Source organism: Tunturiibacter gelidiferens, from assembly GCF_013410115.1.
GTDB lineage: Bacteria > Acidobacteriota > Terriglobia > Terriglobales > Acidobacteriaceae > Edaphobacter > Edaphobacter gelidiferens.
On the sequence record NZ_JACCCV010000002.1, the window covers coordinates 740,842 to 764,813 of the forward strand.

The following is a 23,972-nucleotide window of genomic DNA, read 5'->3' on the forward strand; positions in this document are numbered from 1 at the left end:
TAATGGGCAGCAAGCGCGAAACGAAGCACGCATGGACTGAGCGTGTCTAGATATATTGTTACGGCAATGGACTTTCAGAAACTTGGCCACTTGCAGGAACATTGCAAGTAGGGAATAAAGAATAAATAAAGGGGTCTACAACCGTCAGGCGGAGTCGCAGGGTGTTTCAGCGCGAAGCTCAGAATTACCGTGACTAATATGACCGCCATCCCTGTTGAGGGGTCGAGGCCGTGCTTGGCCCTTGGTCTGTTCATTGATTGGCCCATCAGAGAACCGATCCAGCCAGGAGCCCATCCGAAGACGCCTGCACCAAACAGCGCTACGAAGAGGCCTGGGATGGCGTCTTCGAAAACGACCACTCATGATCCGAATTTGGCGAAGATCAGCCGAAACAGATGACCGCATAAACCGCAAAAGTCTTGAAAGTTCCCGTGAGCGTTTGAGCACCGGAAAAGTCCATCGTGCCTTGCGCGTGAACTATGCTCGTAAATGCCAATGCGAGTGACGCGGGCGGCGTGTGCAAACCCGCGCTGGTATATGGCGTGAAGTTTGAGGTTGACGAGGTGAGTGGTCGGATTAGTGGAGGCAACCAGAGTCGAAGGGTTGTGACTCTGACGGTTCTTATGGCCAACCTATGCTGAGGTCCAAGCCAGCTTCATCTAACCGTTTGTGCCGATTTTTGCTCCCGTTTCGAGGTTGTCGTCCCCGAAATGGAAGCATCCTATTAGGACATCCCTTCGATCACTGTCTTTGTTCCCCACTCTGCCGACTGCCGCCACTCGCTGACCAGAAGAGCCGGAACAATCGTCGCAGTTCAAGCCGCTGCCCCCTTCTACCCTGTTGAGTCTCTAACAATGAAGGTAGGGGCGGTCCGACGATTGAGCGAGCTATCGAATTCAGGGTCTATGATTCCGACTATCCTTTGCTTTACGGGACCCTCTGAACGTATAGAGTGCGATTGTGAGAAGGTAACCACGCCTGAAAGGAAACAGGCGCAAAAGATGACGTTTCATAGCACGTTGATTGGTCGTACGCCAAAGCATAGTGAATATTCAACGACGGCATGAGGCCTGAAAACCAGGATTGACATGCCGGCGAAAGACCTTGCCGCATTGGATGAATCTTGTAAGCTCCTGTTGGAACCATCAACCGAGAATCGTTGACATAACGAGAATTCTCGAGTTCTGTCCAGGCGTCGTATTCAAATCCAGCACGAATCTCACTTCTAGTCACACCCGTGGACAGCACTTCGTTTGTGATTGCCAACACCGCACGATCTCTGGCATACAAGTCGTGAAGTTCAGCAACACCAAAGGTTCCAAACATCAGAATTAAAGCCACGGTCAACAACGGTAGACGACCACCGACTCTCTCCTCATATAACCTCAAAAGACCCACTACGGCCACAAAGATCAAGGGAATCAGGTATCTGTCGAAGATGTTTGTCCTTGTCACGAGCAATACGATGTAGGCCATGGTAAATGGACCAAACATCGCAAACGTACTACTCCATGTGAATGTCGCTTTGCCTTTCCAATGCGGGCGTTGAATTTTGGAAACGTTAAGTAGAAACAGAATGAAACCCGAGAGAGCAGCAAGGGTTAGCAGAGTGAGCACCATACGACAGTCATAAGGAAGTACATCCGGCTGTACACCAAGAATCCCAGATCCGCTGGTCAATCCTCTGTTTATAACGGTGCTGCTAGTGAACTCAAGTTCGAAGCTAATCTGCTTGCTGAAAATCAAACCGAGAAGCCCCACCACTGCAAAGGCACTTAATAGGGCAGTAGCTTCAAAACGCGTTAGCCGATCGCGAAAGGGCAGCTTGACTATGAAGGCGGTGATAATTGGAAGGACGAAGAAACAGATAGCTAGGCTATTACGCAGCACTATGTTCTTCAGCACACCGCCTACTCGTCCGTGCGGCATGTGTACGAGCGCATCGGTAAGTGAGTAAGGTTGGTGGCGGAACCAGTACATACTCCATCCGATCATTCCGACACTGATGAGCCACAACGCAGCTGCCACTATCGGAATGCCAGCCCTTCTCCGAAGATGCCATGCTACGGAAGGAACCATTACCAGAGCCCCAAGCCAAGCTAACTGGCGGACAGTCCCACCAACTGCATTTGATAGCGCTGCAAACACGAGCCATCCAATCGCCTTCCGCGTCGTGCTTGCCTGAATCGCGCGTGCGCAACTGTAGAAACAAAGAACTATACAGAAAAACCCCGGGACGTCGGACATAAAGCTAAAGGCCACTGACAAAAACACTGGTGACAGCGCAATCATCAGAGCGCCGACCGTAGCGTTCCACTCGTTCACTCCTAAGCGAACGAGAAGGCGTTGAGCCAACATGATCGTCGCTACCGCAACAACTAGTACGGAGACCCTAGCAATAAAAAAAGAAAATCCGAATATCTTGAAGAAGAGTGCGCCGAGGTACAGTTGCCAACCCAGCATAGCGGCCGACCATCCGTTATAAACAACGTGCCCCGTATCGGCGAGTACCCGTGCGCTCCAAATGTAAGACCAATCGTCATCCAGACCCATCTCGGCTACAGGATGTGAAACAACAATCGCAAGGACAAGAAACAGACCGCACAAGGCAGGACCGAATGCAGATTTACGAATTCGCGCAAACAAAAGATTCCTCCACCTCATCTACAGGAGTTAGTAGCCCCCGTTAACAAGAGACTTTCTTGTTTATACATTGTTGGATAAGGCCGTACTCCTGGTCATATCATCCGGATTCCAACAGACAGCCACAGTGATCGCCGCATTGAGAATCGCACTACAGGTTACGACGACGTGATACTAGTGTGGGCTTGGCAAAAATCCGAGGACGAGAATTGTTGGTACGCAGACAACGACTGCGAAAGCAGCATCACGTAGGGTAGAAAAGTTTCCTAACCCTCACCGTTTTCTACGCTGATACAATTTCTTAGAGATGTTCACGAAGCCAGAACTTAAATTCTCGAAGCAATAGGACTGCCACCTTCAAGGTTGGCACCGCCAGAAGCGCGCCGATCGAGACAACGAGTATCAGCAGGTTGTCAGGTATTCCTGGGAGAAAACTGCCAGTTTCGCCTGGATTTTCACCTGGAGTCGGTAACGTACGATCATCCAAAGCCAATGCGGCAAGGAACCAAAGAGTGCTCATGGCAACTTCCTTATGCTAAATGTCTCGTGCCGGATGGAGTCGCTAGATAGGGGTCTTGGCTTCGGTAGCCTGAGGTTTCGGGATACCTGAAATATAGAAGGCTGTCTTGAATGCCAGCTCCGGACTTGAGGTCCGAGCGGCAGCGAACCAGCCCCAAAGTTATACTCATTGGGTCCACGGTTACTGTATATCTTCTATCCCAATTTCTTCCGCATGTCCAGGTTGGGCCTCGGTCTAGTAGCGGGTCTCATCCCGCGCACGGTTTGCCACGCAACTTATGGACGCGCTACTAATCACTCTCACGGATGCAGAAGAATCGGGCAGACCACTGCTGCGGAGTCATGCGCTTGCCGTACCACGGTATCAGCATAAAGCCGTCGGTGTTCCGCTGCACCGCTAGTTTCTCGTTAGGTCTCTCCACCGTCTGCAAATCGAACGTTGAGCAGAAGAACTCCGTCAGTGCCGGAACATTTTAGGTAGTGAGGCGGTGTGATTGATCCTCGTCACCATCACGATCTCTTTGCGACAGGCAACAGTGCCGCAGCCCCCGCCGCACCGTACGCCCTCCTTCCGCAATGAAGCAGGAGTTGTCTGCGGAAACGTTTCCGCAGCGAGCGGGGCTTACCGTACCGATCCAACTCTGCGTTCTCTGCACGATTTGGAGCCCGCCTATAGATCACATGCAGAATTTGCCCGAGTTGAAGGAGCGAAGTTTTTTATGTATGCTTCACCTGACAAAATACCTATTTTTAGAATAGGTATTTTGATATAGTATTCTTCCATGGCGAAGAACCCCAAACATCGCGATCTTTTCCCTGGTGCGCTGGAGGTCATGATTCTTCAGTCCCTGCGACTACACCCCATGCATGGCTATGCACTCGTGAAGCATATTAAACAGTTGTCCGACGACCTGCTGCAGGTGGAAGAAGGTTCTCTCTATCCGGCACTCCAGCGAATGCTGAAGGAAGGCTGGCTCGAAGCGGAGACCGGAGTCTCTACCAAGGGCCGCCCCACGCGCATTTATCGACTTACTGACGCGGGCATCCGCCACCTCGAGAAAGAAGTCATCAGCTTCGAAAAGATGTTCGCCGGCATCACGCGCGTGCTCGCTGTTGCCAAGGCGTAGGAGGTCACAATTGCAGTGGTTCGCTCAATTTTTCTCTCGACGCCGCCGCTATGACGATATCTCCGTTTCGATCCAGGAACATATGGAGAACCGTATCGAGGAGTTGATGGACGACGGCATCTCGCGCAAGCAGGCAGAGCAGGAGGCGCGGCGCGAATTTGGCAACGTGGCTCTCATTGAACAGCGCAGCCGTGAAGTATGGCAATGGCCGGCGCTTGAATCCATTGTGGCCGACTTGAAGTTCACCTTCCGAAGGCTGCGGACGTCGCCGGGCTTTACCGCGACCGTTCTCCTTACGCTGGCGATCGGGATCGGGGCCAATACCGCGATCTTCAGCGTGTTGAACAGCATCCTTTTGAAGCCGTTGCCTTACCCCAATTCAGAACAGCTTGTCTCTCTATGGCTCAACGCTCCTGGCGCCGGGGGACTCGCCAACTTTTCCAACGGCCTTCAGCTCTCATCGTCGATGTACCTCACTTTCTCTCAGCACAATCGAACGTTCGAGACAATGGGTATTTGGACGCCGGGTACGGCCAGTGTAACGGGCGTGGCTAAACCGGAAGAGGTGCGAACCGAGATCGTGAGCGACGGCGTACTCGAGACACTTAAAGTTCCTCCTGTAGCCGGCCGTTGGCTTTCTGAAGTCGATCAGGATCCGCATGGACGAAAGAGCGTGGTATTGAGCTACGGGTATTGGCAACGCCGCTTCGGCGGAGATCGCAATGTGATCGGGCGCCCTATTCAGGTCGACGCCCAGACCAGAGAGGTTGTTGGCGTGATGCCGCGCGGCTTCCGGCTCGTCGATCGTGATTTCGATCTTCTGATCCCGCTGGCGCTGGATCGCACCAATCAAAAACTCGCAGGCTTCGGCTTCTACGGAATCGCTCGTCTCAAGCCCGGGATCGCGATCGCACAGGCAGATGCCGACATTGCGCGTCTGATTCCTGTCTGGATGGATTCCTGGTCAAACGGCCCCGGGACCAACCCTCACTTCTACGAGACGTGGCGAATCACACCCAGCCTCCGTTCACTGAAGCAGCAGATCATTGGCGGCGTAGGCAGTATGTTGTGGGTGGTTATGGCGACCGTCGGACTCGTGATGCTGATTGCATGCACCAACGTGGCCAATCTCCTGTTGGTGCGCGCGGAGTCTCGCCACCAGGAGCTTTCCATTCGAGCCGCGCTCGGCGCTGGCCGTATGCGCATCGCGCGTGAGCTGATGATCGAAAGCATATCGCTCGGACTCCTCGGCGGCGTACTTGCGATCGTGGTAGCCTTTGTCGGCTTGCGCCTCCTCGTTGCCACGGGTCCCGCCGATCTGCCGCGCCTGAGCGAACTCTCTCTCGATGCGCGCTCGCTCGGCCTGACTCTCGCTCTCTCGATTCTTTCGGGGCTGTTCTTCGGATCCATACCGGCTATGAGATATGCGCGGACCCAAACCTCCGCAATGATGGGAGGCGGAAACCGGACAGCCAGCGCTGGTCGTGCGCGGCAGCACTCGCGCAATGTACTGGTCATAGCACAGGTAGCCATGGCGCTCGTTCTGCTAATAAGCGCTCTGCTTATGATTCGCACCTTCGCTGCGCTACACCGCGTCGAGCCCGGCTTTGCCGATCCCCAGCACCTGCAAACCACGCATATTTGGATTCCCGACCTGCTGGTCTCCGATCCGCAAGTGGTCACGCACGTTCAGAACAACATCGCCGACAAAATCGCTGCCATTCCGGGAGTCACTTCGGTTGGGTTCGCCGGATCTGTTCCCATGGAGAACATCGACCCCAACTGGGACCAGATTCGCGTAGAAGGAAAAAATTACGAAGGCGGGGAACCTCCTCTCAGGCTCTTCAACTTCGTCTCACCAGCGTACTTCAATGCTATGGGTACACGTTTTGTGGCTGGTCACGACTTCACATGGGCAGATATCTACGACCTGCGGCCCAAGGTGATCGTGTCGGAGAACTTTGCGCGGGAGTCGTGGGGTTCGGCGTCCTCGGCTATCGGCAAACGGCTCCGTCAGTTCTCAAACACTCCATGGCAGGAGGTGATCGGAGTCGTCGAAGATGTGAGGGTGCACGGCGTTGATGAGAAAGCGCCCGCCATCGTCTACTGGCCGGCAATGATCAACGATCCATATACGCCGAAGCCTACCATCGATGCCCCACGCTTTGTCACGTTCGCCATTCGCAGTAACCGTGCTGGAACTGAAAGCTTCCTCAACCAGGTGCAACAGGCCGTCTGGTCTGTGAACGCGAGCCTGCCGCTCGCATCGGTGAACACTATGCAGGAGATCTATAGCCAGTCGCTTGCGCGGACCTCATTCACGCTTGTAATGCTGGCGCTTGCCGGTGCAATGGCACTTGCCCTGAGCCTCGTCGGCATCTATGGAGTTATCTCATATGCTGTTTCGCAGAGGACTCGCGAAATAGGAATTCGACTGGCACTTGGAGCACAGAAAAACCTGCTGCGGTGGATGTTCGTTCGATCGGCTCTTGTGCTAACCGGAGTTGGCATTGCCGTTGGCCTTGGAGCAGCAGCTGCACTGATGCAGCTCATGAAAACCCTGCTCTTCGGCATCAGCCCGCTCGATCCCCTGACGTTCTTTGCGGTACCGGTTGTCCTGGCGACAGCGGCTGCGATTGCCAGCTATCTACCAGCGCGCCGCGCTGCTGGAGTCGATCCAGTCGAAGCGCTGAAAGCCCAGTAACTAACCCTTGCAACGAGGATTGCGGACATAAATATACAGCTGTGGTGTTTGCACCGGTTTGCAGGGGTTTTTCCAGATTTTCGGCTGCAGATGGTGGTGAGAACGTGGTCAGGTTGTGGTGAAATGCGTGGTAAACGTGGTTTCCAAACACCACATTTCTGAGGCATAAAAAATGCGCCACTTTTCTCGACTTTATTTTTCGTCTGGAAGGGTGGATCGATTCTTAATGGACGGTTCAGCCGTTCAGGCGAAAGCGCGGATCGTCTGATGCCGTCGCGCAGAGGAGCGGTTTAGCTGTTTGCAATTGGGCTAGTATGTCTGTCGCTTCTTTGCCAGGTGATACAGAACCTCAGCGAGGCTATGGGACTATCTCGGTGGCGGTGGCGAAGCTTAGCTGGTGGATTGCCATCCAGGTTTGGGAGTAGGCGTTGAGAGCGTCGGATGTGACGGAGCGGGATTCGCGCAGTGCGTCCAGATAGTCGATCAGGGCAAGGCCGCCGTGCTGATAACTGAACTGGGCGATATCGAGAACGTCCTTCGCTTCATCGAGGTAGTGGCCGTTGTAGCGATCGGAGAGGACCTTGGCATTAGCGTAGCCGGACCAAGCCTGATCGACGTCGGCGACTACCTGATTGCGGGTCGCAAGCTCGGTGAAACGACTAGCCTGTGCGAGATATTTGCTGGTCTCTTTATTCCCCTGATTTCGATCAAAGATTCGGATGGGAATATTGAAGTTGAAGCCGGCAGAGTTATAGGTGCCGCTGCGGTCATATTCGCCTTCGAGGGTTGGGTCGGTGGTGCCGTTCGCGTAGGCGAGCTTGACGTTGGCATCGGCAACGGCCACGCCGAGATGGGCGGCATGGTAGTCGGGGCGTGCGGCGAGCGCCTTCTGTTCCAGCCCTTCCATCGTGTCGGAGACGAGCGGCGGCACAACATCACCGATGACATCGAAGTCGGTGCGAGCTTTGTCATAGCCGAGGAGAGCCTGAAGCTGGATGCTGGCCTGCTGGGCATTCGTGATGGCGTTGGACTCGTCAGATTCAAACTGAGCCAGCTGGAGGTCGAGGCGTTCGAAGTCGAGCTTGGCGATATCTCCGGCTTTGTAGCGCTCCCGTCCGATGTCGAGCTCGTGCCTGAAGTCGCTTAGGTTGTCGTCGGCTAGTTTTTTTGCAGCCTTTGCGATGACGAAGCTGGTGAAGGCCTGGCGCACGGCAAGTATGGTCTGTTGCTCCTGCTGGTGGTATTGGGCGTCGGTCTGGGCCGTCGTGGAGCGGGCGCTGTCGAGACGCCAGCGACGCTTCTCGCCGCGCTCGAAGAGCCTCGAAACCTGCAAGCTATAGGCATATGGATTAGAGGCTCCCTCTGCAGGAAGAGTTATGTTTGATCCAGTAAATCCGAAGTAGGGATTGGCTCTAACTCCAGCCTGAATCTCCTGAGCTTTGACTGAGAGCAGGTTCTGCTGTGAGGAGAGCAGGTTGGGATTCTTCATTCGCGCTATATCTACGGCCTGCTGCATGGTGATGGCGGCAGGGGCGGAGCTGGATGGCTGAGTCTGCGGAAACGCGACACGAGCCACGAGCAGAAGGCAGGAGGCAACAAGGAGGATTCGATGTTTTTTCTTCGTCATGTAGTTTTCCGAACCTCCTTTGGTCTGCGTAGTTCTTATTGAAAATTTGCCTGCATGCTTGAACTGCATTAGTTCTCAAACTCCGTCTCGGGGGTAGGGAGGACATCGTCGGGCCTTGCAATCCAGACGTATAACGTGGGCAGAAGGAAGACGCTGATGAGAAGCGCGCCAATGAGACCGCCGACGATGACCATGGCGAAGGGACGCTGCGAGTCGGACCCGATGCCGTGCGAGGTTGCTGCAGGTAGAAGACCTAGAGTGGCAACGAGCATGGTCATCATGATGGGACGAAGGCGAAGCACTGCCCCTTCGATTGCGGACTCTTCGATGGAGTGGCCACGAACCCGCATCTGATTGATGTACTCGAGCATAATGACACCCGTCTGAACCGAGACGCCGAAGAGAGCCAGAAAGCCGACGCCAGAGGAGACGCTGAAGTTTGTGTGAGTAAGGAGCAGAGCGAGCAGACCGCCGACTGGAGCCATTGAGACATTGACTAAGATAAGGCCGGCCCATTTGCCGGAGTGAAACATGGAATAGAGAATGATGAAGATGATGAGGATCGTAACGGGAAGTACGAGCATGAGACGGCGAGAGGAGCGCTTCTGGCTCTCGTACTCGCCAGCCCAGTCGATCTTGTAGCCGGGCGGGAGCTTTACCTGCTCATTGACTTTAGCGATGGCCTCTTCGACGGTGCTGCCGAGATCTCGATTGCGAACGCTGTATTTGATGGCCACAAAGCGCTGGCCACCTTCGCGAGAGATCGTTTCAGCACCATCTTCCATCGAGATGTTGGTAAGCTGTGCCAGCGAGACACGCTCCCCTGAGGGCGAAAGAAGCCGGATATTATTGATGGCCTCCTGCGTGTCGCGGTACTGCGGCAGATAGCGGACGACGAGGTCGTAACGCGCTTCTCCCTGAAGGACCTGGCTGACTGCGTTGCCCCCCACTGCGGTTTGGATTGCGTCCTGAATATCGGCGACATTGATTCCAAAGCGTGCCGCGGCCGAGCGATTCACGGTGTAGTTCAGATTGGGCTGGCCGATGACACGAAATAGCCCAAGATCACTTACTCCTTTGATCTTGGTCATGATGGAGACGATCTGGTCACCCTTCGCCTCGAGGGTCTTGAGATCATCCCCGTAGATCTTGACGGCGAGTTCGCCTTTGACACCGCTGACGGCCTCTTCGACATTGTCGGAGATCGGCTGCGAGAAGTTCCAGATGACGCCGGGCATCTTCTCCAGCTCGCGGTCCATCGCACCGATCAGCTCGTCTTTGTTTTTCTTGAAGACGGGACGCCACGCTTCTTTGGGCTTCAGGTCAACAAAGTACTCGGTATTGAAGAAACCGGTAACATCGGTGCCGTCGTCAGGACGACCGGTCTGACTTACGACCTGGGTCACCTCGGGAAAAGAAGAGAGAGTGATACGAGCTTGATTCATCACTCGCAGGCTCTCCGTCGGGCCGGTGCTTGGGGCGAGTGTGCCACGAACCCAGATGGCGCCTTCATCGAGATGAGGAAGAAACTCTGACCCGATCACGCCGCTGAGCCCCAGGAACAGAGCAAGAGCAAGAGCCCCACCTGCCACGCTGAGCGTAACGTAACGATGCTCGATGGCCCATCGCGCGGAGTGACGGTAGCGGTCGGTGAGCCACGCCATCACCGGATTCTGCCACTCCGTGGTGCCGTTGGGAAAGAGCAGGCTGGCCAGAACCGGCGCGATCAGCATGGAGAAGACAAGAGCACCGAGAAGAGCGAACGCCACGGTCCAGGCCATGGGCTGGAAGAGACGGCCTTCAACTGCCTGCAGGGTGAAGATCGGCAGATAGGCCGTGATGATGATGCCGATCGCGTAGAAGACGGGGCGCTGCACTTCGTGCGCGGCCTCGCGAATCTGCTCTGCCGGAGACAGCGAGTCTTTGCGCTGATGGCTGAGGTGACGGACGATGTTTTCCACCATTACGACAGCGCCGTCGACAACCATGCCGAAGTCCAACGCGCCCAGAGACAGGAGATTCGCGGGGATGTGCCGGAGGTCGAGACAGATGGAGGCAAAGAGAAGAGCAAACGGAATGGTGAGAGAGACGATGAGAGCGCCGCGGACGTTCCCCAGAAACAGGAAGAGAATGATGACGACGAGGATGATGCCTTCGGTGAGGTTATGCAGCACCGTATGGGTTGTGTAGTGAAGCAGGTCGCTTCGATCAAGAAACGGGACGACCTTGACTCCTGGCGGGAGGACACGGTTGTTGAGTTCGTCCACCTTCTTGTGAATGCCAGCCAGGGCGAACTCAGAGTCATCCCCCTTCTGGAGAGCAACAATGCCTTCAACAACGTCCCCGTCATCGACGATCTTTCCATCTTCCCGATGGATCGCCTTTGAGCTGCCAGGCTTGTCCTGGTGATCGACGCACGGGTCGTTCGCGGTCCAGGAACCTGGTGGGTCGGTGAGAGGCAGGCCCCCGGCGCGACAGGCTTTGCCGATCTGACCGAGCCGGATCTTCGGTCCCTGGGCGACCGTCGCGATATCTTTGACGCGGAGTGCGGTGCCGGACTGAGTCTTAAGGACGGTCTCTTCTATATCGTGGACATTCTTGTAAAGGCCAACTTCGCGGACGTTGATCTGCTGCTGGCCCTGTTCGATAAAACTGCCGCCTGCGTTGGTGTTGTTGTTGGCCAGCTGCTGCTCGACCTGACCGATGCTGAGCCCGTAAGCAACGAGTTTGTCGGGATCGACGCGGACCTGATACTCGCGTGTCATGCCACCAAAGCTTGAGTCGTCGACAACACCGGGAACGGATTTAAACTGCTTTTCGATGGTCCAGTCCTCGAGGGACTTGAGATCCATGTTGTCGTAGAGCGGGTTGGTGCTGCGGAGGGTGTACCAATAGATCTGACCGACGGGGCTCCAGTCGGTGCCCATCTGCGGTTGAATGCCAGTTGGGAGAGTGACCTGGGCGAGGCGCTCAAGAACCTTTTCACGATTCCAGTCGTTGACCGAGTCGTCGTCAAAGATAAGGTTGAGGCTGGAGATTCCGGCGAGCGAGGTTGACCGCAGGTGGGTCATGTGCGGGATGCCCGCCATTCCGATCTCGAGCGGGATGGTGACCTGCTGCTCGATCTCCTCGGCGGCGCGGCCGGGCCACTGGGTGATGATCTGGACGTAGTTGTTGGCAACGTCGGGGTAGGCTTCCACCGGCAGGTTGTGGAAGGAGACGATGCCCCAGGCGAACAGCATAATCGCGAGGCCGAGTATCAGCCAGCGATTGTTCAGTGCAAAATCGACGAGCTTACGAATCATTACTGATCCGCCGTGTTCTGCAGCGCGAGGGCGTTGGTGACGACCTGCTGGCCCGCGTTAAGGCCGGAGATAATCTCCTGCATATTGCCCGGCAAGGATGCGCCCCCGCGCACCATCACTCGGCGGAACTTGCCGTCCCCGGCGGGAGTGTAGACCCAGTCGCGGTCGTGCAGATGGAGTACTGCGGTGGCAGGCACCTGCACGTGCGTCTGCGCGGTCTTGCCGTGAATGGTGGCGGTGGCAAACATGCCGACGCGCATCAAAGTGTTGGGGTTTTCAACTTGGATACGAACCTTGGCCGTGCGGATCTGCGGGTCGAGGACGGCTCCGATGTCGCTGATGACGCCGGTGAGAACGCGGTCGGGGTAGGCGGTGAGGCGGATGTCCGCCTTCTGACCGAGATGGACTGTGGGAAGATCGTTCTCGTAGACGTCGCAGATAATCCATACGTGCGACAGGTCGGCGATGGTGAAGGCGTTGGCCGAGCCGGCGTAAGTGACTCCGGCTGCGGCGGCATTGGTGACATTTTGGGCGATGATAAAGCCCGAGGCGGGTGCGTAAACCTTGACCGTTGCGGCTGGGTGGTTTTTGTCAACACCAAGAACGCGGAGTTGCTCTTCGGAGGCAGATAGGGCTGCCTTTGCATCGTCTTCGGCGTTCTGGGCGATCTCAACCTGACTATTGGGAATGGCCCCCTTGTCGTTGAGGATCTTCGCCCGGTCGAGCTGTACCTTGGCAAGACGTTCGTCGTTCACAGCCTTCAGGTAAGAGCCAAAAGCACCGGACACGTCGGTGCTCTGAACGTCCATCAGGAGCTGGCCCTTCTTAACGTAGTCACCGATGCGGGCGTGGACCTCAACGACGCGGCCGGAGGCAATGGATATCACCGGAATAGTGCGCGAGATGTCGGGATTTACCGTGCCGGTGACCTGGATCGTGGAGGTGGCAGCGTAGTCTGTCGCCGCAACCAGCGTGAACTGATCCGGGTGATCAACGTGAACCAGATTTGGGTCGGCATCGGGTTGGACGACAGCGGCCGGTGGAGCTTCGCTTTTTGGATCGGATGGCTTTGCGCTGCAACCTGCTAGTAGACAGGCGCCGAAGCAGAACAACAGAGTGGCAGGGTGCCTGAAGCTGATTGAACTCATCGCGTAAACTCGTTATCCCCCATAGGATCAAGCCTTAATTCTTCCATTTTAGAGATCATCCGATGCACGCGATCTGAGCGACGCTTGAATCAGTCATAAAGCGCATTTCTGGAATCACATGACGCACTCGTCACGCCTAAACTAAAGTCTATCGTTTGGTTGCTATTCCCGTGTCAATTTTTTTGACTGAAGTTGACCCTGTTTCGGTAGCGGCTCAATGGGAGAAGGCCAATCGAATGTGAGAGAAAGAAGCTCGATCCAAAATGGAGACAGTCAACCCCTTCAAAGTTGCGCTGTCGACCTTCGCGAACGCTACGATGATGTCAAGCAGGACTACTGTAGATTATGTGATCGAGACATCCTCCCTACCGTGACTAGCCGGTCTACTAACCAACATTAGATGTCTAGAAAGCCGCGCTTGAGAGCGATCATAACTGCGTGAGTCCGATCACTGGCGTCGAGCTTGGAAAGAATGTTTTTGAGGTGCCCCTTGACGGTATGCTCAGAGATGGCAAGTCGCGATGCGATTACCTTGTTAGAACTTCCCTTGGCAACATCGCGCAGCACTTCGATCTCTCGCGTTGTGAGGATCTCGTCGCCGGCGTGCTCTGCCAGTTCCTGGGCTATCTCGGGCGGAATCCGTCTCATACCTGCATGAGCGAGCCGTATGGTGTCGATTAGCTCGGTACGCAGCATACTTTTCAAGAGATACCCGACTGCTCCAGCCTTGAAAGCTCGAAGAGCCTGAATATCGCCTCCGTAGGTGGTCAGGACGACGATGCGAGCGTTAGGAAAATCCTTACGAATGGCTGAGATCGCGTCGATGCCATTCGTCTTGGGCATCCGAATATCCATCAGTGTTACATCCGGGCGGTGTAATCGAAACGATGCAATCGCCTCTTCGCCATCGGCAGCTTCGGCCACGACTGACATGTCGGGCTGCGCGTTGATCGCGCCCGAAATTCCAGTTCTAAGAAGCGGATGATCGTCGACCGTAAGAACTCTAATTGTACGTATTTCACTCATTTCGATCCTTCTACTCCGCTCGGATCTTCCACAGAACAGCCCAGATGGAAGCTCCCGAGCATCGACCGATTTGATTCGGTGGTGGACGTCTCATTTTATCTCCGTGGCTGAGCTGGAGTGACATTAAACTTCCGAATCCGCCTGCTGAGCTCACTGCAAGATGCGGGGCAGACCGGTGAGTAGAGTACTGCGATACCCCCCAAAAGTATTACTCTTCGTACCCTCTCTTCGGGTTTGCCGGTTTTCCGTAGACCGGATAGGCTCACGACTGTGCAGAGACTCTTTTCGATGTTCCCGACGGGAGCGGCGGGCGTTGCTTTGATTCTTCTGCGTGTCTCTGTCGCTGCAACGCTTTTCACCGAAGCAATGCCCCAGGGAAATCCAGCCGCTCACATTTGGCAGTCCGCCGGCCTGGGTTTGCTGGGTGTTGCAATCTGTCTTGGACTATTCACTCCAGTGTCTTCGATCGCATGCTGTCTGATTGAGGTAGCGATGCTGCTTGACATGAAGGATCTCGTCTTCATCCCTCTCATCTCTTCTATTCTGGTCGCCGCTTCTCTGGGGCTGTTGGGACCTGGAGCCTACTCCCTTGACGCACGGATGTTTGGACGACGACTGGTGGTTTCGTCCTCCGACAAGACCATGAGCGGCGACTAAACCAACCTTTCTGTAGCGAGCGCACCCTTCGCGAGCAAGCGATATTCGCATTGAGGAAATTCTCCTCCCCCCTCGAAAGAGTGTCCCAATAGAAGCACGATTTAGGCTATCGAGCGATCGGTTTCCGCTTTACCTTCGGGAAGATCCTTATCCGTTTAGCGATTCTCATCGCTCACAGGACAAATACAAGCACTCATGGAGCAACTCTCTTCAATACCTGAATCAAACGTTTCACTGGTCTTCTAATTGGTACGAAGTTTGATCTTAATCGTCGACATAGCGAAATTTCTCCAAAATTTCTCAGAAAGGCCTTCCAAATGGACTCATACTTTTCAACGGGCACCATAAGCGTGCAAGCTATTCTCGAGACCTCCAATGATGAGATGTTGGTCGCCGCAGCGAAGACGGGAGAGCATCTCGCTTTCTCCGAGCTTTGGAATCGCCACTCAAAGAAAACTTTCAGCACGATGTATCGGATCACGAGAAATCGGCAAGACGCGGAAGATGCACTTCAAGATGCTTTTCTGAAGGCTTATGTTCACCTCAAGAACTTCGACGGCAGGTCGACTTTCTCCACCTGGGTTACACGAATTGCCATCAACTCCGCGCTCATGATTCTACGTCGGAAACGCGCGCATCCCGAGATTTCAATGGATGGCGGGGCGGAGGGCGAAACGTGGCAGCATTGGGAGGTGCCCGATCGACGGGCCAATACTGAAGAGCACTATGCGAGGTCCGAACGAGAACACCATCTAAAACGCGCAATCCGCCGGCTGAGACCAGCGCTTCGCACGATCGTGGAAATTCAACAGGTACACGACACTTCGATCAAAGAGATCGCCGAAATCGCAGGAATCTCCGTAGCCGCGACGAAATCCCGTTTGTTGCGCGCCAGAACCGTGCTGCGCCGGTCGCTCGGATGAGTGGTCAATCTCTTCCAGTCTAACGACTCGTACAGTCTCCTCATCTTTTTCGATCGGAATTACAATCTCTCTGTCGGGAACGAACTGGTAGACTTTGACCACTCTCAGATGAAAGACACGACACACCTTCTTTCTAAATCCAGTTTCAGGCTGGCGCTGATGTTTTTCTTTGTGGGTTTCTGGACACCACAAAGCGGGCTTACGCAGTGTGCGGGTACCGCGTCGACGCCTGGCTCGGCATCAGACTGTGCTGCTCATGCCGTTCCGTCGGGAAAGGTTGCAACCCTCGATCCTAAACGGGTGTACACGCTTCCCGAACTGATCGATATAGCGGAACGCAATAATCCCCGCACTCGAATCGTGTGGGAGCAAGCGAAGCAAAAGGCCGAACAGCTCGGGATAGAGAAGAGCGCTTACTACCCTGTGCTCGCTGGACTTGCAGTATTTGCTGACCAGCGGACGATCTCCCCGTTTCCGGAGTCGCTTTTACCTCGCGGCTATTCTACGGTTGAGATCCCGCTGATCCAACCCGAGGTCACGCTGCAGTATCTGCTCTTTGACTTTGGCAAACGAGAGGCCAAGGTCGACAGCGCGAAAGCCGAAAAACTAGCCGCCGGCGCTAACTTCATCCAGGCGAATCAGGAAGTGGCTTTTCAAGTAGCTAGTGACTATTACAAACTGCTTACTGCGCAGGAACGACTGCAGGCGGCACAGGAGACGCTTAAGACCGCGCAAACCACTCAGGATGCAGCCGAAGATCAACTAGCAAACGGACGCTCCACCTTGCCTGACGTGCTCAATGCCCGCGCCGAGACCTCGCAGGCCGTATTCGATTTGGAGTCTGCGGACGGCGACGAGAAAATCTCGCGAGTAACGCTTACCGAAGCGATAGGCGTGGAGCCTTCGCCGGATATAACTATCGACGCGCAGAAAAATTCCTCGTTGCCCGAATCGCTTACCCTTTCCATCAATGAGCTGATCGATCGAGCCCTGTCGGATCGGCCTGACCTGATGGCTCAGGCTGCAGAGATTCGCGCGGCTGACGATCAGGTGAGAGCGGCCAAAGCGGAATATCGTCCGAAGATTTCACTGTCGGGCTCTGCGGCACAGACCGTGGTATGGCCTACGGCGGACAATGGCCAGCTTGGCTATGCCAACGTAACTACCTGGTCCGCCGAGTTGGGAGTGGAGTGGCGGATCTTCGATGGAGGAGCTAGAAAAAACGGAGTGGCCATTGCCGAATCGACGAGACGTGAGGCACAGGATGTAATGACCGCGAAACACGATCAGGCAACACGGGAAGTTTGGACAGCGTTTATTGCTTTTCGTACGGCACTGAGAAAAGAGCAGGCCGCACTTGCCCTGCTCGACTCTGCGAACACTTCGTACTCTGCTTCTCTGGAAGCCTATCAATATGGAGTGAAAAATTTGATCGATGTGGTTACTGCCGAAAGACAGTTAGCACAGGCTCGACTCTCCGGCGTCTCGGCACGATCTCAGTTGCTTCTGGAAGCCGTTGATCTTGAGTTTGTGACTGGAAACCTGCTTAGGACCAAACCACCCGCAACGAAATTACATACACAGGATGGCCAGAAGTGATGACCATGAGAAGCAAGCGTCCAGCTTCCCTATTAGCTTTGTGCCTACTCTGCGCCGGGTGCCACCATGCGCCGTCGATTGATATTATTGGCTCCTTTTTCCCGGTATGGATGCTCTGTCTGTCGATTGCCGTGGTCCTCGCGTTCGTCGTACGTCACTTCCTGGTTCGATTCAAGTTGGACTCTGAGGTTGGGCCGGTCGCGCTCTTCTACCCCAGCGTCGTCATACTCTTCACAAGCCTGCTCTGGCTGATTTTTTTCCGGTAGGAGGACACATGGAACAGACACCCGAAGCTCTTGACCGCAAACAAATTGGCCGTAGGATTGCCATCGGCGTTGTTGCGTCCGCATTAGTCGCCCTCTTTATTGTCATCTTGCAAACCGATCTTCACCCACGCACCGACGACGCGAGCGTGCGGGCGAATTACATCGAGATTGCCCCAGAGGTAAGCGGCAGGCTGGTGGAACTTCCGGTAAAGGATAATGCGTTCGTGAAGAAAGGCGACCTCCTGTTCTTTATAGATCCTCGCCCCTATGAGTACGCCCTACAGCAGGCGTTGTCGGATCAGGAGGCACTGGAGCAGCAGATCATCGATGCGAAACGAAGAATCGCGGCCCAGAACAGCGCCGCCGAAGCTGCTCTTGCGGGTGTCCATAGCTCCAGAACCGGTGTCAAAACTGCAGGCAGCAGCATTGATGTGGCGAAGGCCACCGTCTCCCGATCTCAAGCATCCGTAGCGGCTGCGGAGGCTCAGTTGAAGCTGGCCACCAATGACCTGCACCGCATCGAACCACTGCTAAAAAAGCAGTACGTGACGGTAGAGCAGATCGATCAGGCCAATACCGCAGTCCGAGTCGCCCAAGGAAACTTCGATGAAGCCCAGGCCGCGCTGGAGCAATCGCAAGCTCAACTCGCCACGTCGATCCTGCGACAACAAGAGGCGGATTCTGCCGCAGCAGAATCGCAGGCGAAGCTGGGGCAGGCAATTCACACTATCGATACGGTCGACACGCTGATGTCGGAACGGCCAGGAAAGGCAGCGAAGGTGGACAGTGCGCGCCTCGATCTGGAGCGCTGCCGCGTTGTCGCTCCCTTCAATGCCTACGTGACCAACATGAATATCTCTGTAGGCGAGTACGCGCGTCCAGGCACGCCGCTTTTCACCCTCATAGACACTCGGACCTGGTGGGTTGTCGCAAACTATCGCGAGTCGAAGGTGAAGAATATCGGCATCGGAGCGCATGTTGATGTGTACCTCATGGGGCATCCTGACCGACGGTTCAATGGGGTCGTCGAGAGCATTGGATTCGGCGTCTTCCCGGAAGATGGAAGCGTCACCGGCGGACTACCCAACATCGAGCGCACCTTGAACTGGGTTCATCTTTCCACGCGATTCCCTGTTCGTGTTCGGGTCAAGGATCCCGACCCGAATTTGTTTCGCATCGGCGCTACCGCAGTGACGGTCGTGAGATAGCAAATGGTGGAAACATCCTTATTCGGCACCATCACGTCTCTAAAGCGAAAGTTCTGGGAGGATCTACAACCCACGCCTGGGCGGCTCAACAGCTCTCTCCGTATCGTACTTGCAACGATAATCGCTCTGAGCCTCATGTTGACCTGGCGGATGCCGTCTATTTACATCGGCATGTACTTTATCTTCCTCGTCGGACGCGACAGTCCCACAATTTCCTTCCGGACCGGCCTGATTTCGTTGCTCACTGTCGCAATTGCGATTGCAGTTGAGCTGGGAGTTGTCATCCTTAGTGACAACGATCCGATGGCCCGTGTACTGAGCGTCGCCATCGTTACATTTGTTGCGGGTGTGCTGGTGGCCTCAACCAACTTTCCGACTCTCGGATCGACCTGGGGGTTAATATTCTGCACCGTAATTGGGAATTGGGAGAAACATGCCCCTGCGGACAGTTTGGTTAAAGGCTCGCTCTGGCTGCTCGCGACGCTCTCAGTCGCGGTCGGCTCTGCTGTTCTGGTGGAGTACCTCTTCGGCGATCGCGACCCCGCGAAAAAATTAGAAGCACAGCGCAAAATCCGATACCAGGCGCTGGAGAAGATGTTCACTGTATACGCTCAGAGTGGGACAACAGAAGAGCGATCCGCCGCAGTGCTTCCCGTCTCCCGCCTTGCAATAGCCGGTACAAATGGAATGCTGGAGCTATACAACAAAATTGCGGAGCGAGATCTCGATGCAGGGACCCTCCCTCCGGGAACACGTTTGCGCCTCACGATGCTCTCCCAGATCCTGGATGTCTCCGCCGCTTTCGGCCTGCAAAATACTGAGGAAGATAGTCCAGAGCTAAGACGACGGTGCGCAATCATCGCTGAACAGTGCCGTGAACTGATCCCGGTTTCCATTCCAAAAATTGAAAGCCGCTTGCAATTTATGCCCGAGAACTGTGTGACGTTGCTGGATCGGGTCGAAGCAGCCCTTCATGCTCTTCTGACAATGCCTACCGACGCCGCCCAATTGGGCAATAAAGAATTAGTCGCGATGCCCGTAAGAAAGGCGCCGTTTTTCATTCCAGGGGCGGTTGGCAGAAGCGACACGATTGCATTCGGACTTAAGATCAGCCTATGCGCGACTCTCTGTTATGTTGTCTACAACGCTGTTGATTGGCCTGGAATTTCGACTGCAGTGATTACGGTTATTGTCACCGGGCTTAGTAGTAGTGGCGCGATTAAACAAAGACTTTTCTTCCGTCTGTTGGGCTCGATCTTCGGCGGTCTCATTCTAGGTCTTGGAGCGATCTCTCTTCTCTTTCCGCACATGGATTCGATCACATCGCTGGTCATTCTTATTGGATTCGTTGCATTCATCTCAGCCTGGACAGCCGCGGGCCCAAGGTTCAATTATGTAGGGTTACAGATGGCGTTTTCGTTTTACCTCGTGGCGTTTGAAGATTTTAGTGCTCCCACCGAGCTCGCCCCCGCACGTGACCGTCTTATCGGCATACTCGTCGCACTTCTCGTCATGTGGTTTGTCTTCGATCAGATATGGCCAGTGCGCACTGTCACAGTCATGCGTCAGGGCCTTGCAGGCGTTCTCAAGACCGTTGCGAGTTTCCTCCGTCTCATCGAACCTCGTCCCGACCAGAAAGATCTGCTTGAACAAGCAGATGCCCTGCGGGATCAGGTCGGCAAGACAGTTGTTGCGCTTCGATCGATGAATGATTCTGTAGATTACGAATTCGGCGTTGACCGGGAACGGCATGTCCGCACAAGCGAGATGATTCTCCGAACATCTCTCACCGCAGGAACGCTCTTTTGGAATCAGTTCGCGGTCCTCTACAGTGAAGAAGACAAAGATTTTCTCACTGAACCTGACCTCATCGAAATGCGTCGAAGACTAGCGGAATATATTGATGGGCTGGCCGAAGGCGTTGTGAAAAAGACGGTTCCCGTTACGGTTCCCGCGAATGCTTTCCTAGCTCCAGCGATACTTAATGACCCGCGTTACGGGGAATATTCTCGAAACACGATCGCGCGGTTTGAAGAACTTCAAGCGTTCGCGCTAATTCTAAGCCATGAAGTCTAAGGCTCCTGAAACTCGTTGGCCTCGCGGTCGAGGGATCAGGCATCGACGGCGCACACGATCCTCTGGATCAAGAGTGTGGAAGGCTAACGGCATATAAGTACCAGGCAGCATGCGGAAGCCACTGCTCAGTCCAGCGCCAGTCTTCATCGTTGCCGGTCACGGCGTATCCCTCGTTGAAAGCAATGCCGTCCTCACTGTCGGTAGCCGCAGTAATACCGTTGAGGATGGAGCCTGGAGCACTCGTGTACTTATAAGAACGAAAGAACATATACGGTGCGTTTCCATGTCCGCTCCCCATCAGCATGCTTGCGTCAAAGGGGTTCCGGCCAAGAATCCAGTGCAACTGATTCCAGGCGTACTCCTGAAGCTGTGATTGAAAGACGGGGTCGGAATCGAAAAGCGGAGATGCCATCCGCGCAGCGGCTGATAGCGAGGCCAATCGAGCATCTTCGCCTTGCCACCATGGCGCTGCCTCTGTGTCGTGAGGAAAGAAAAATGCGCTGCGAACCCTGCCATCTCCCATACGAACCAGTTGTCTGGCGTATCCGAATGGATTGTTGACCTCCGACGTAATACCAAGCTCGAAACGCAGCGATCTTTCTACGACGCTAAGCAGATGTTTCTGTGCATCAGGCAAGGCAATCTGTGCGTATTCAAGCAAGCTGACGATAGGCAAGCCCGCGTCAGAGGGATGGAAGTAGGGCCGCGAACCATCATCGGCTCGCCAATAGTCGTGGCGGCCTTCAGCGCTGTTAAGACGCTCCATTAAATTGAGGGCTCGCCGGTCAGCTGCCAGGCGATACGTTTCCCGCTTCGTGGCCCGATACAGTTCAGTAGCAGCCATCAGCGCACAGTAGTCGTCGAGGATGTTCTCCTTCCCGTCGTTGAGTAACTCGCGATTGTGCACATCGAGAAATCGAAACGCTTCCGCAGCGGCACGAAGGTATTCAGTGCGATGCAGATCTCCGTCGATCGGCATAGTACTGGCGAGCGCTAGAGCGGCAATGGCCATGCCTCCTCCTGCGCGAAAGCTCGCCTCATAAGCGTGCGGACCCTCCGCAGTTTGTATCTGCTCGGTCGAATCTGAAGCATTCTTCTTGATCTGTGTTCGCCAGTTAGGATTGCCGATCGCACGATCCTGCGGAAGCTTATTCTTTCCCGGAGCCGTAATACTTTCGAAAAAAGAGCCACCCGGCCGTTTGATTCGCACGAGAAAGTCAGCGCCAAAGAGCCCCTCATCCAGCATTCGCCGCATGTACTCGCTAAAGTTATCGTCATGTCGAGCTTCAAGAACTCGATAACTCTTCAACAAAGTCCACGCAACCAGCGGCACCTGTTGAGGATTGAAGTAAGAGGTGGGATTTTGATGAGAAAGATGGATTCCGTAGTCGCCGGTCGCGTCATACCAGCCACCATGAACATCTACAAAGCCTGACTGGCCTGCGGGCAGGCGAAGATGACGATCCGCCTGATCCATCAAGCCACTGGCGCGCTGTCCTTTGAAGTAGTAGATGATATTGGAGAGCGTATTACGTTCGAGAAGATCGTCATCAATATCGAACGGGCAGGAACGCACCTCGCCGGCGGTCGACTGAATCTGAATCGCGTAGTGGCCAACGACCTGCCATGAGGAAAAGTCTGCAGTCCAGAAGATGCGGCCACCCCATGAATCTACCTGGCCATTGGGAGTCAGGCTCCCTGTCAGCACAACCCTGCTGCTTACCGTATCGATCAGCGAAAACTTCTCTGGGTGATCCCGCTCCGTTCCGACTACGATTGCGTCTTTGGACGACCGCGTCTCATAGCCGACCTGGTCGACTACGACGTTTAGCTGTCCCATAGCCGTGAAAGGAGATATTCCAACAAAGCAACCGATTAGAGCCATGATCCGTGGGTGTTTAATTTTTCTAATCCTCGAAAACCATTGTGAGATAAAAATCTGGGCGAACGACGAGTTGCGACCTGAGAATCTCGGAATTCTCATTGCGTCAACTTGTCTGGACGACTATACTCATCCGCTAATCTCTAAACCAGAAAAAAAGCGCGATGGCAGCCCATTGTTTTCCCCAAAATCACGCCAGCAGGTCTGCAGAGAAATGCAGCGTGTGAGGTGTTTTGAAGATGCTCTTGATCACGATTAGGTTTCCACTGATCGACTGATTTCTCCCGTCAGCAAAACTGGACGCATAACACTTTCCCAGGAGACCGCGTGGAAAAACCCGATGCCCAATCCTTTTCTTATTCGCTGTCGTTAGATAAAAACGGGTTCATTCCGTTGTACTACCAGATTCAACAGGCTTTGATCGAAAAGATTCAGGCTGGCGAATTGGCGGTTGGCGATTGCCTTCCCTCGGAGTTTGAGCTGGCGCGTTCTTATCAGGTCAGCCGAATGACTGCCCGGCAAGCCCTGCATAACCTGAAGAGTCGGGGTTACGCGCTCAGCCAAAAAGGACGAGGCACTTATGTCACCCGGCCCAAGCTGGAGAAGAACATCATGCACCTCAGGGGATTTACTGAGGACATGAAACGACGCGGGATGATGCCAAGTTCACGACTCCTCGCGCAAACCGTCCTGCTAGCTAAAGGTGTTCTCACGGAACAGCTTCGAGTGGAAGAAGGTTCGGCAGTCCTGCAACTTCGTCGCCTGCGAATTGCGGATGGAACTCCGATGGCGCTCGAAGAATCGCACATTCCTTTGAAACACTATCCCGGACTCGAACGAACCGATTTCTCGTCAGAGTCGCTTTACAAGGTGCTTCGTGACAAATACGGCGTTCGCGCTGCCTGGGCCGATGAAGTACTCGAGGCCTCGCCGGCAACCCGCGAAGAGTCGGAGTTGCTTTCCATCCCGAAGAACGCGATCATGCTGTCGATCTCCCGAGTCATCATGACGACGGCAGAGATACCAATTGAAGTCGCGTGTTCTCGTTATTGCGGCCACCGATACCGCGCGTCCATCCGCGTTCCGACGACCACGATCGAGTAAGGAGGCTTTGACCTACACCGGAATACCGTTCCTGCTCGGATCAAATCTAATTGAGCAGCCGCCGTTTACCCGAGTGTTGCAAAAAAACTGCCCGGTCTAGTCGGACAGTGTCCCCTGCCACCCGGATTCAGAGCTTCGCAATCCAGGCGAAACGTTCC

At 54.7% G+C, this 23,972-nt stretch carries 16 protein-coding genes; 9 read left to right on the top strand and 7 right to left on the bottom strand.

The genetic code is table 11. From position 1 onward, the window contains the following. Positions 1-927: 927 nt before the first annotated feature. On the bottom strand, positions 928-2,646 hold the full coding sequence (locus HDF12_RS15110; protein WP_179584693.1) for a glycosyltransferase family 39 protein: 1,719 nt from the start codon (positions 2,644-2,646) through the stop codon (positions 928-930). Between the two features lie 298 nt (positions 2,647-2,944). Then, the gene (locus tag HDF12_RS15115) at positions 2,945-3,163 is read right to left on the bottom strand and encodes a hypothetical protein (RefSeq protein ID WP_179584695.1); all 219 of its coding nucleotides are present in this window, start codon (positions 3,161-3,163) and stop codon (positions 2,945-2,947) included. 781 nt (positions 3,164-3,944) lie between these two features. On the opposite strand from HDF12_RS15115, the gene HDF12_RS15120 reads away from it, so the two are divergent. Together HDF12_RS15120 and HDF12_RS15125 are read left to right on the top strand one after the other, a co-directional pair. Further along, positions 3,945-4,289: a PadR family transcriptional regulator gene (locus HDF12_RS15120; protein ID WP_179584697.1), complete on the top strand. Its 345-nt coding sequence runs from the start codon at positions 3,945-3,947 to the stop codon at positions 4,287-4,289. Positions 4,290-4,299: 10 nt separating this feature from the next. Then, positions 4,300-6,993, top strand: a complete 2,694-nt coding sequence (locus HDF12_RS15125; RefSeq protein ID WP_218892473.1) for an ABC transporter permease — start codon at positions 4,300-4,302, stop codon at positions 6,991-6,993. A gap of 358 nt (positions 6,994-7,351) precedes the next feature. On the opposite strand, the gene HDF12_RS15130 is transcribed toward HDF12_RS15125, so the two are convergent. The 4 genes from HDF12_RS15130 to HDF12_RS15145 all read right to left on the bottom strand — a co-directional run bounded on the left by HDF12_RS15130 (position 7,352) and on the right by HDF12_RS15145 (position 14,099). Then, positions 7,352-8,620, bottom strand: coding sequence for a TolC family protein (locus HDF12_RS15130; protein WP_257025686.1), 1,269 nt, complete (start codon positions 8,618-8,620; stop codon positions 7,352-7,354). Positions 8,621-8,688: 68 nt separating this feature from the next. Beyond that, positions 8,689-11,925 (bottom strand): efflux RND transporter permease subunit, encoded by a 3,237-nt coding sequence (locus HDF12_RS15135; RefSeq protein ID WP_179584701.1) that lies wholly within the window; start codon positions 11,923-11,925, stop codon positions 8,689-8,691. Beyond that, positions 11,925-13,073: an efflux RND transporter periplasmic adaptor subunit gene (locus HDF12_RS15140; RefSeq protein ID WP_179584703.1), complete on the bottom strand. Its 1,149-nt coding sequence runs from the start codon at positions 13,071-13,073 to the stop codon at positions 11,925-11,927. The genes HDF12_RS15135 and HDF12_RS15140 overlap by 1 nt, the downstream gene beginning before the upstream one ends. Before the next feature lie 396 nt (positions 13,074-13,469). Beyond that, complete coding sequence (locus tag HDF12_RS15145) at positions 13,470-14,099, bottom strand: response regulator (RefSeq protein WP_179584705.1); 630 nt, start codon at positions 14,097-14,099, stop codon at positions 13,470-13,472. Between the two features lie 288 nt (positions 14,100-14,387). On the opposite strand from HDF12_RS15145, the gene HDF12_RS15150 reads away from it, so the two are divergent. From HDF12_RS15150 to HDF12_RS15175, 6 genes are all read left to right on the top strand, one after another. Next, positions 14,388-14,756, top strand: a complete 369-nt coding sequence (locus HDF12_RS15150; RefSeq protein ID WP_218892474.1) for a hypothetical protein — start codon at positions 14,388-14,390, stop codon at positions 14,754-14,756. Positions 14,757-15,139: 383 nt separating this feature from the next. Beyond that, positions 15,140-15,679 carry an RNA polymerase sigma factor gene (locus tag HDF12_RS15155; protein WP_257025791.1) on the top strand — a complete coding sequence of 180 codons (540 nt, stop codon included), beginning with the start codon at positions 15,140-15,142 and terminating at the stop codon, positions 15,677-15,679. Then, positions 15,680-17,278 carry a TolC family protein gene (locus HDF12_RS15160; RefSeq protein ID WP_373563936.1) on the top strand — a complete coding sequence of 533 codons (1,599 nt, stop codon included), beginning with the start codon at positions 15,680-15,682 and terminating at the stop codon, positions 17,276-17,278. It abuts the gene before it with no gap. Between the two features lie 5 nt (positions 17,279-17,283). Further along, positions 17,284-17,544, top strand: a complete 261-nt coding sequence (locus HDF12_RS15165) for a YtcA family lipoprotein (protein WP_179584709.1) — start codon at positions 17,284-17,286, stop codon at positions 17,542-17,544. Between the two features lie 8 nt (positions 17,545-17,552). Further along, positions 17,553-18,752, top strand: a complete 1,200-nt coding sequence (locus HDF12_RS15170) for an HlyD family efflux transporter periplasmic adaptor subunit (RefSeq protein WP_179584711.1) — start codon at positions 17,553-17,555, stop codon at positions 18,750-18,752. A gap of 3 nt (positions 18,753-18,755) precedes the next feature. Further along, on the top strand, positions 18,756-20,828 hold the full coding sequence (locus HDF12_RS15175) for an FUSC family protein (RefSeq protein WP_218892475.1): 2,073 nt from the start codon (positions 18,756-18,758) through the stop codon (positions 20,826-20,828). Between the two features lie 67 nt (positions 20,829-20,895). On the opposite strand, the gene HDF12_RS15180 is transcribed toward HDF12_RS15175, so the two are convergent. Then, entirely contained in the window at positions 20,896-22,668 is a 1,773-nt protein-coding gene (locus HDF12_RS15180) for a glycoside hydrolase family 9 protein (protein WP_257025687.1), read from the bottom strand. Between the two features lie 369 nt (positions 22,669-23,037). Here HDF12_RS15180 and HDF12_RS15185 point away from each other — a divergent pair, with 369 nt between their 5' ends. Next, on the top strand, positions 23,038-23,814 hold the full coding sequence (locus HDF12_RS15185; RefSeq protein ID WP_179584715.1) for a UTRA domain-containing protein: 777 nt from the start codon (positions 23,038-23,040) through the stop codon (positions 23,812-23,814). Positions 23,815-23,972 lie beyond the last annotated feature (158 nt).

Coding starts and splice junctions, on each gene's coding strand:
- HDF12_RS15180 (WP_257025687.1), bottom strand. CDS start 22,668: ATGGGACAGCTAAACGTCGTAGTCGACCAGGTCGGCTATGAGACGCGG.
- HDF12_RS15120 (WP_179584697.1), top strand. CDS start 3,945: ATGGCGAAGAACCCCAAACATCGCGATCTTTTCCCTGGTGCGCTGGAG.
- HDF12_RS15150 (WP_218892474.1), top strand. CDS start 14,388: ATGTTCCCGACGGGAGCGGCGGGCGTTGCTTTGATTCTTCTGCGTGTC.
- HDF12_RS15115 (WP_179584695.1), bottom strand. CDS start 3,163: ATGAGCACTCTTTGGTTCCTTGCCGCATTGGCTTTGGATGATCGTACG.
- HDF12_RS15130 (WP_257025686.1), bottom strand. CDS start 8,620: ATGACGAAGAAAAAACATCGAATCCTCCTTGTTGCCTCCTGCCTTCTG.
- HDF12_RS15170 (WP_179584711.1), top strand. CDS start 17,553: ATGGAACAGACACCCGAAGCTCTTGACCGCAAACAAATTGGCCGTAGG.
- HDF12_RS15155 (WP_257025791.1), top strand. CDS start 15,140: ATGTTGGTCGCCGCAGCGAAGACGGGAGAGCATCTCGCTTTCTCCGAG.
- HDF12_RS15135 (WP_179584701.1), bottom strand. CDS start 11,925: ATGATTCGTAAGCTCGTCGATTTTGCACTGAACAATCGCTGGCTGATA.
- HDF12_RS15165 (WP_179584709.1), top strand. CDS start 17,284: ATGAGAAGCAAGCGTCCAGCTTCCCTATTAGCTTTGTGCCTACTCTGC.
- HDF12_RS15140 (WP_179584703.1), bottom strand. CDS start 13,073: ATGAGTTCAATCAGCTTCAGGCACCCTGCCACTCTGTTGTTCTGCTTC.
- HDF12_RS15175 (WP_218892475.1), top strand. CDS start 18,756: ATGGTGGAAACATCCTTATTCGGCACCATCACGTCTCTAAAGCGAAAG.
- HDF12_RS15145 (WP_179584705.1), bottom strand. CDS start 14,099: ATGAGTGAAATACGTACAATTAGAGTTCTTACGGTCGACGATCATCCG.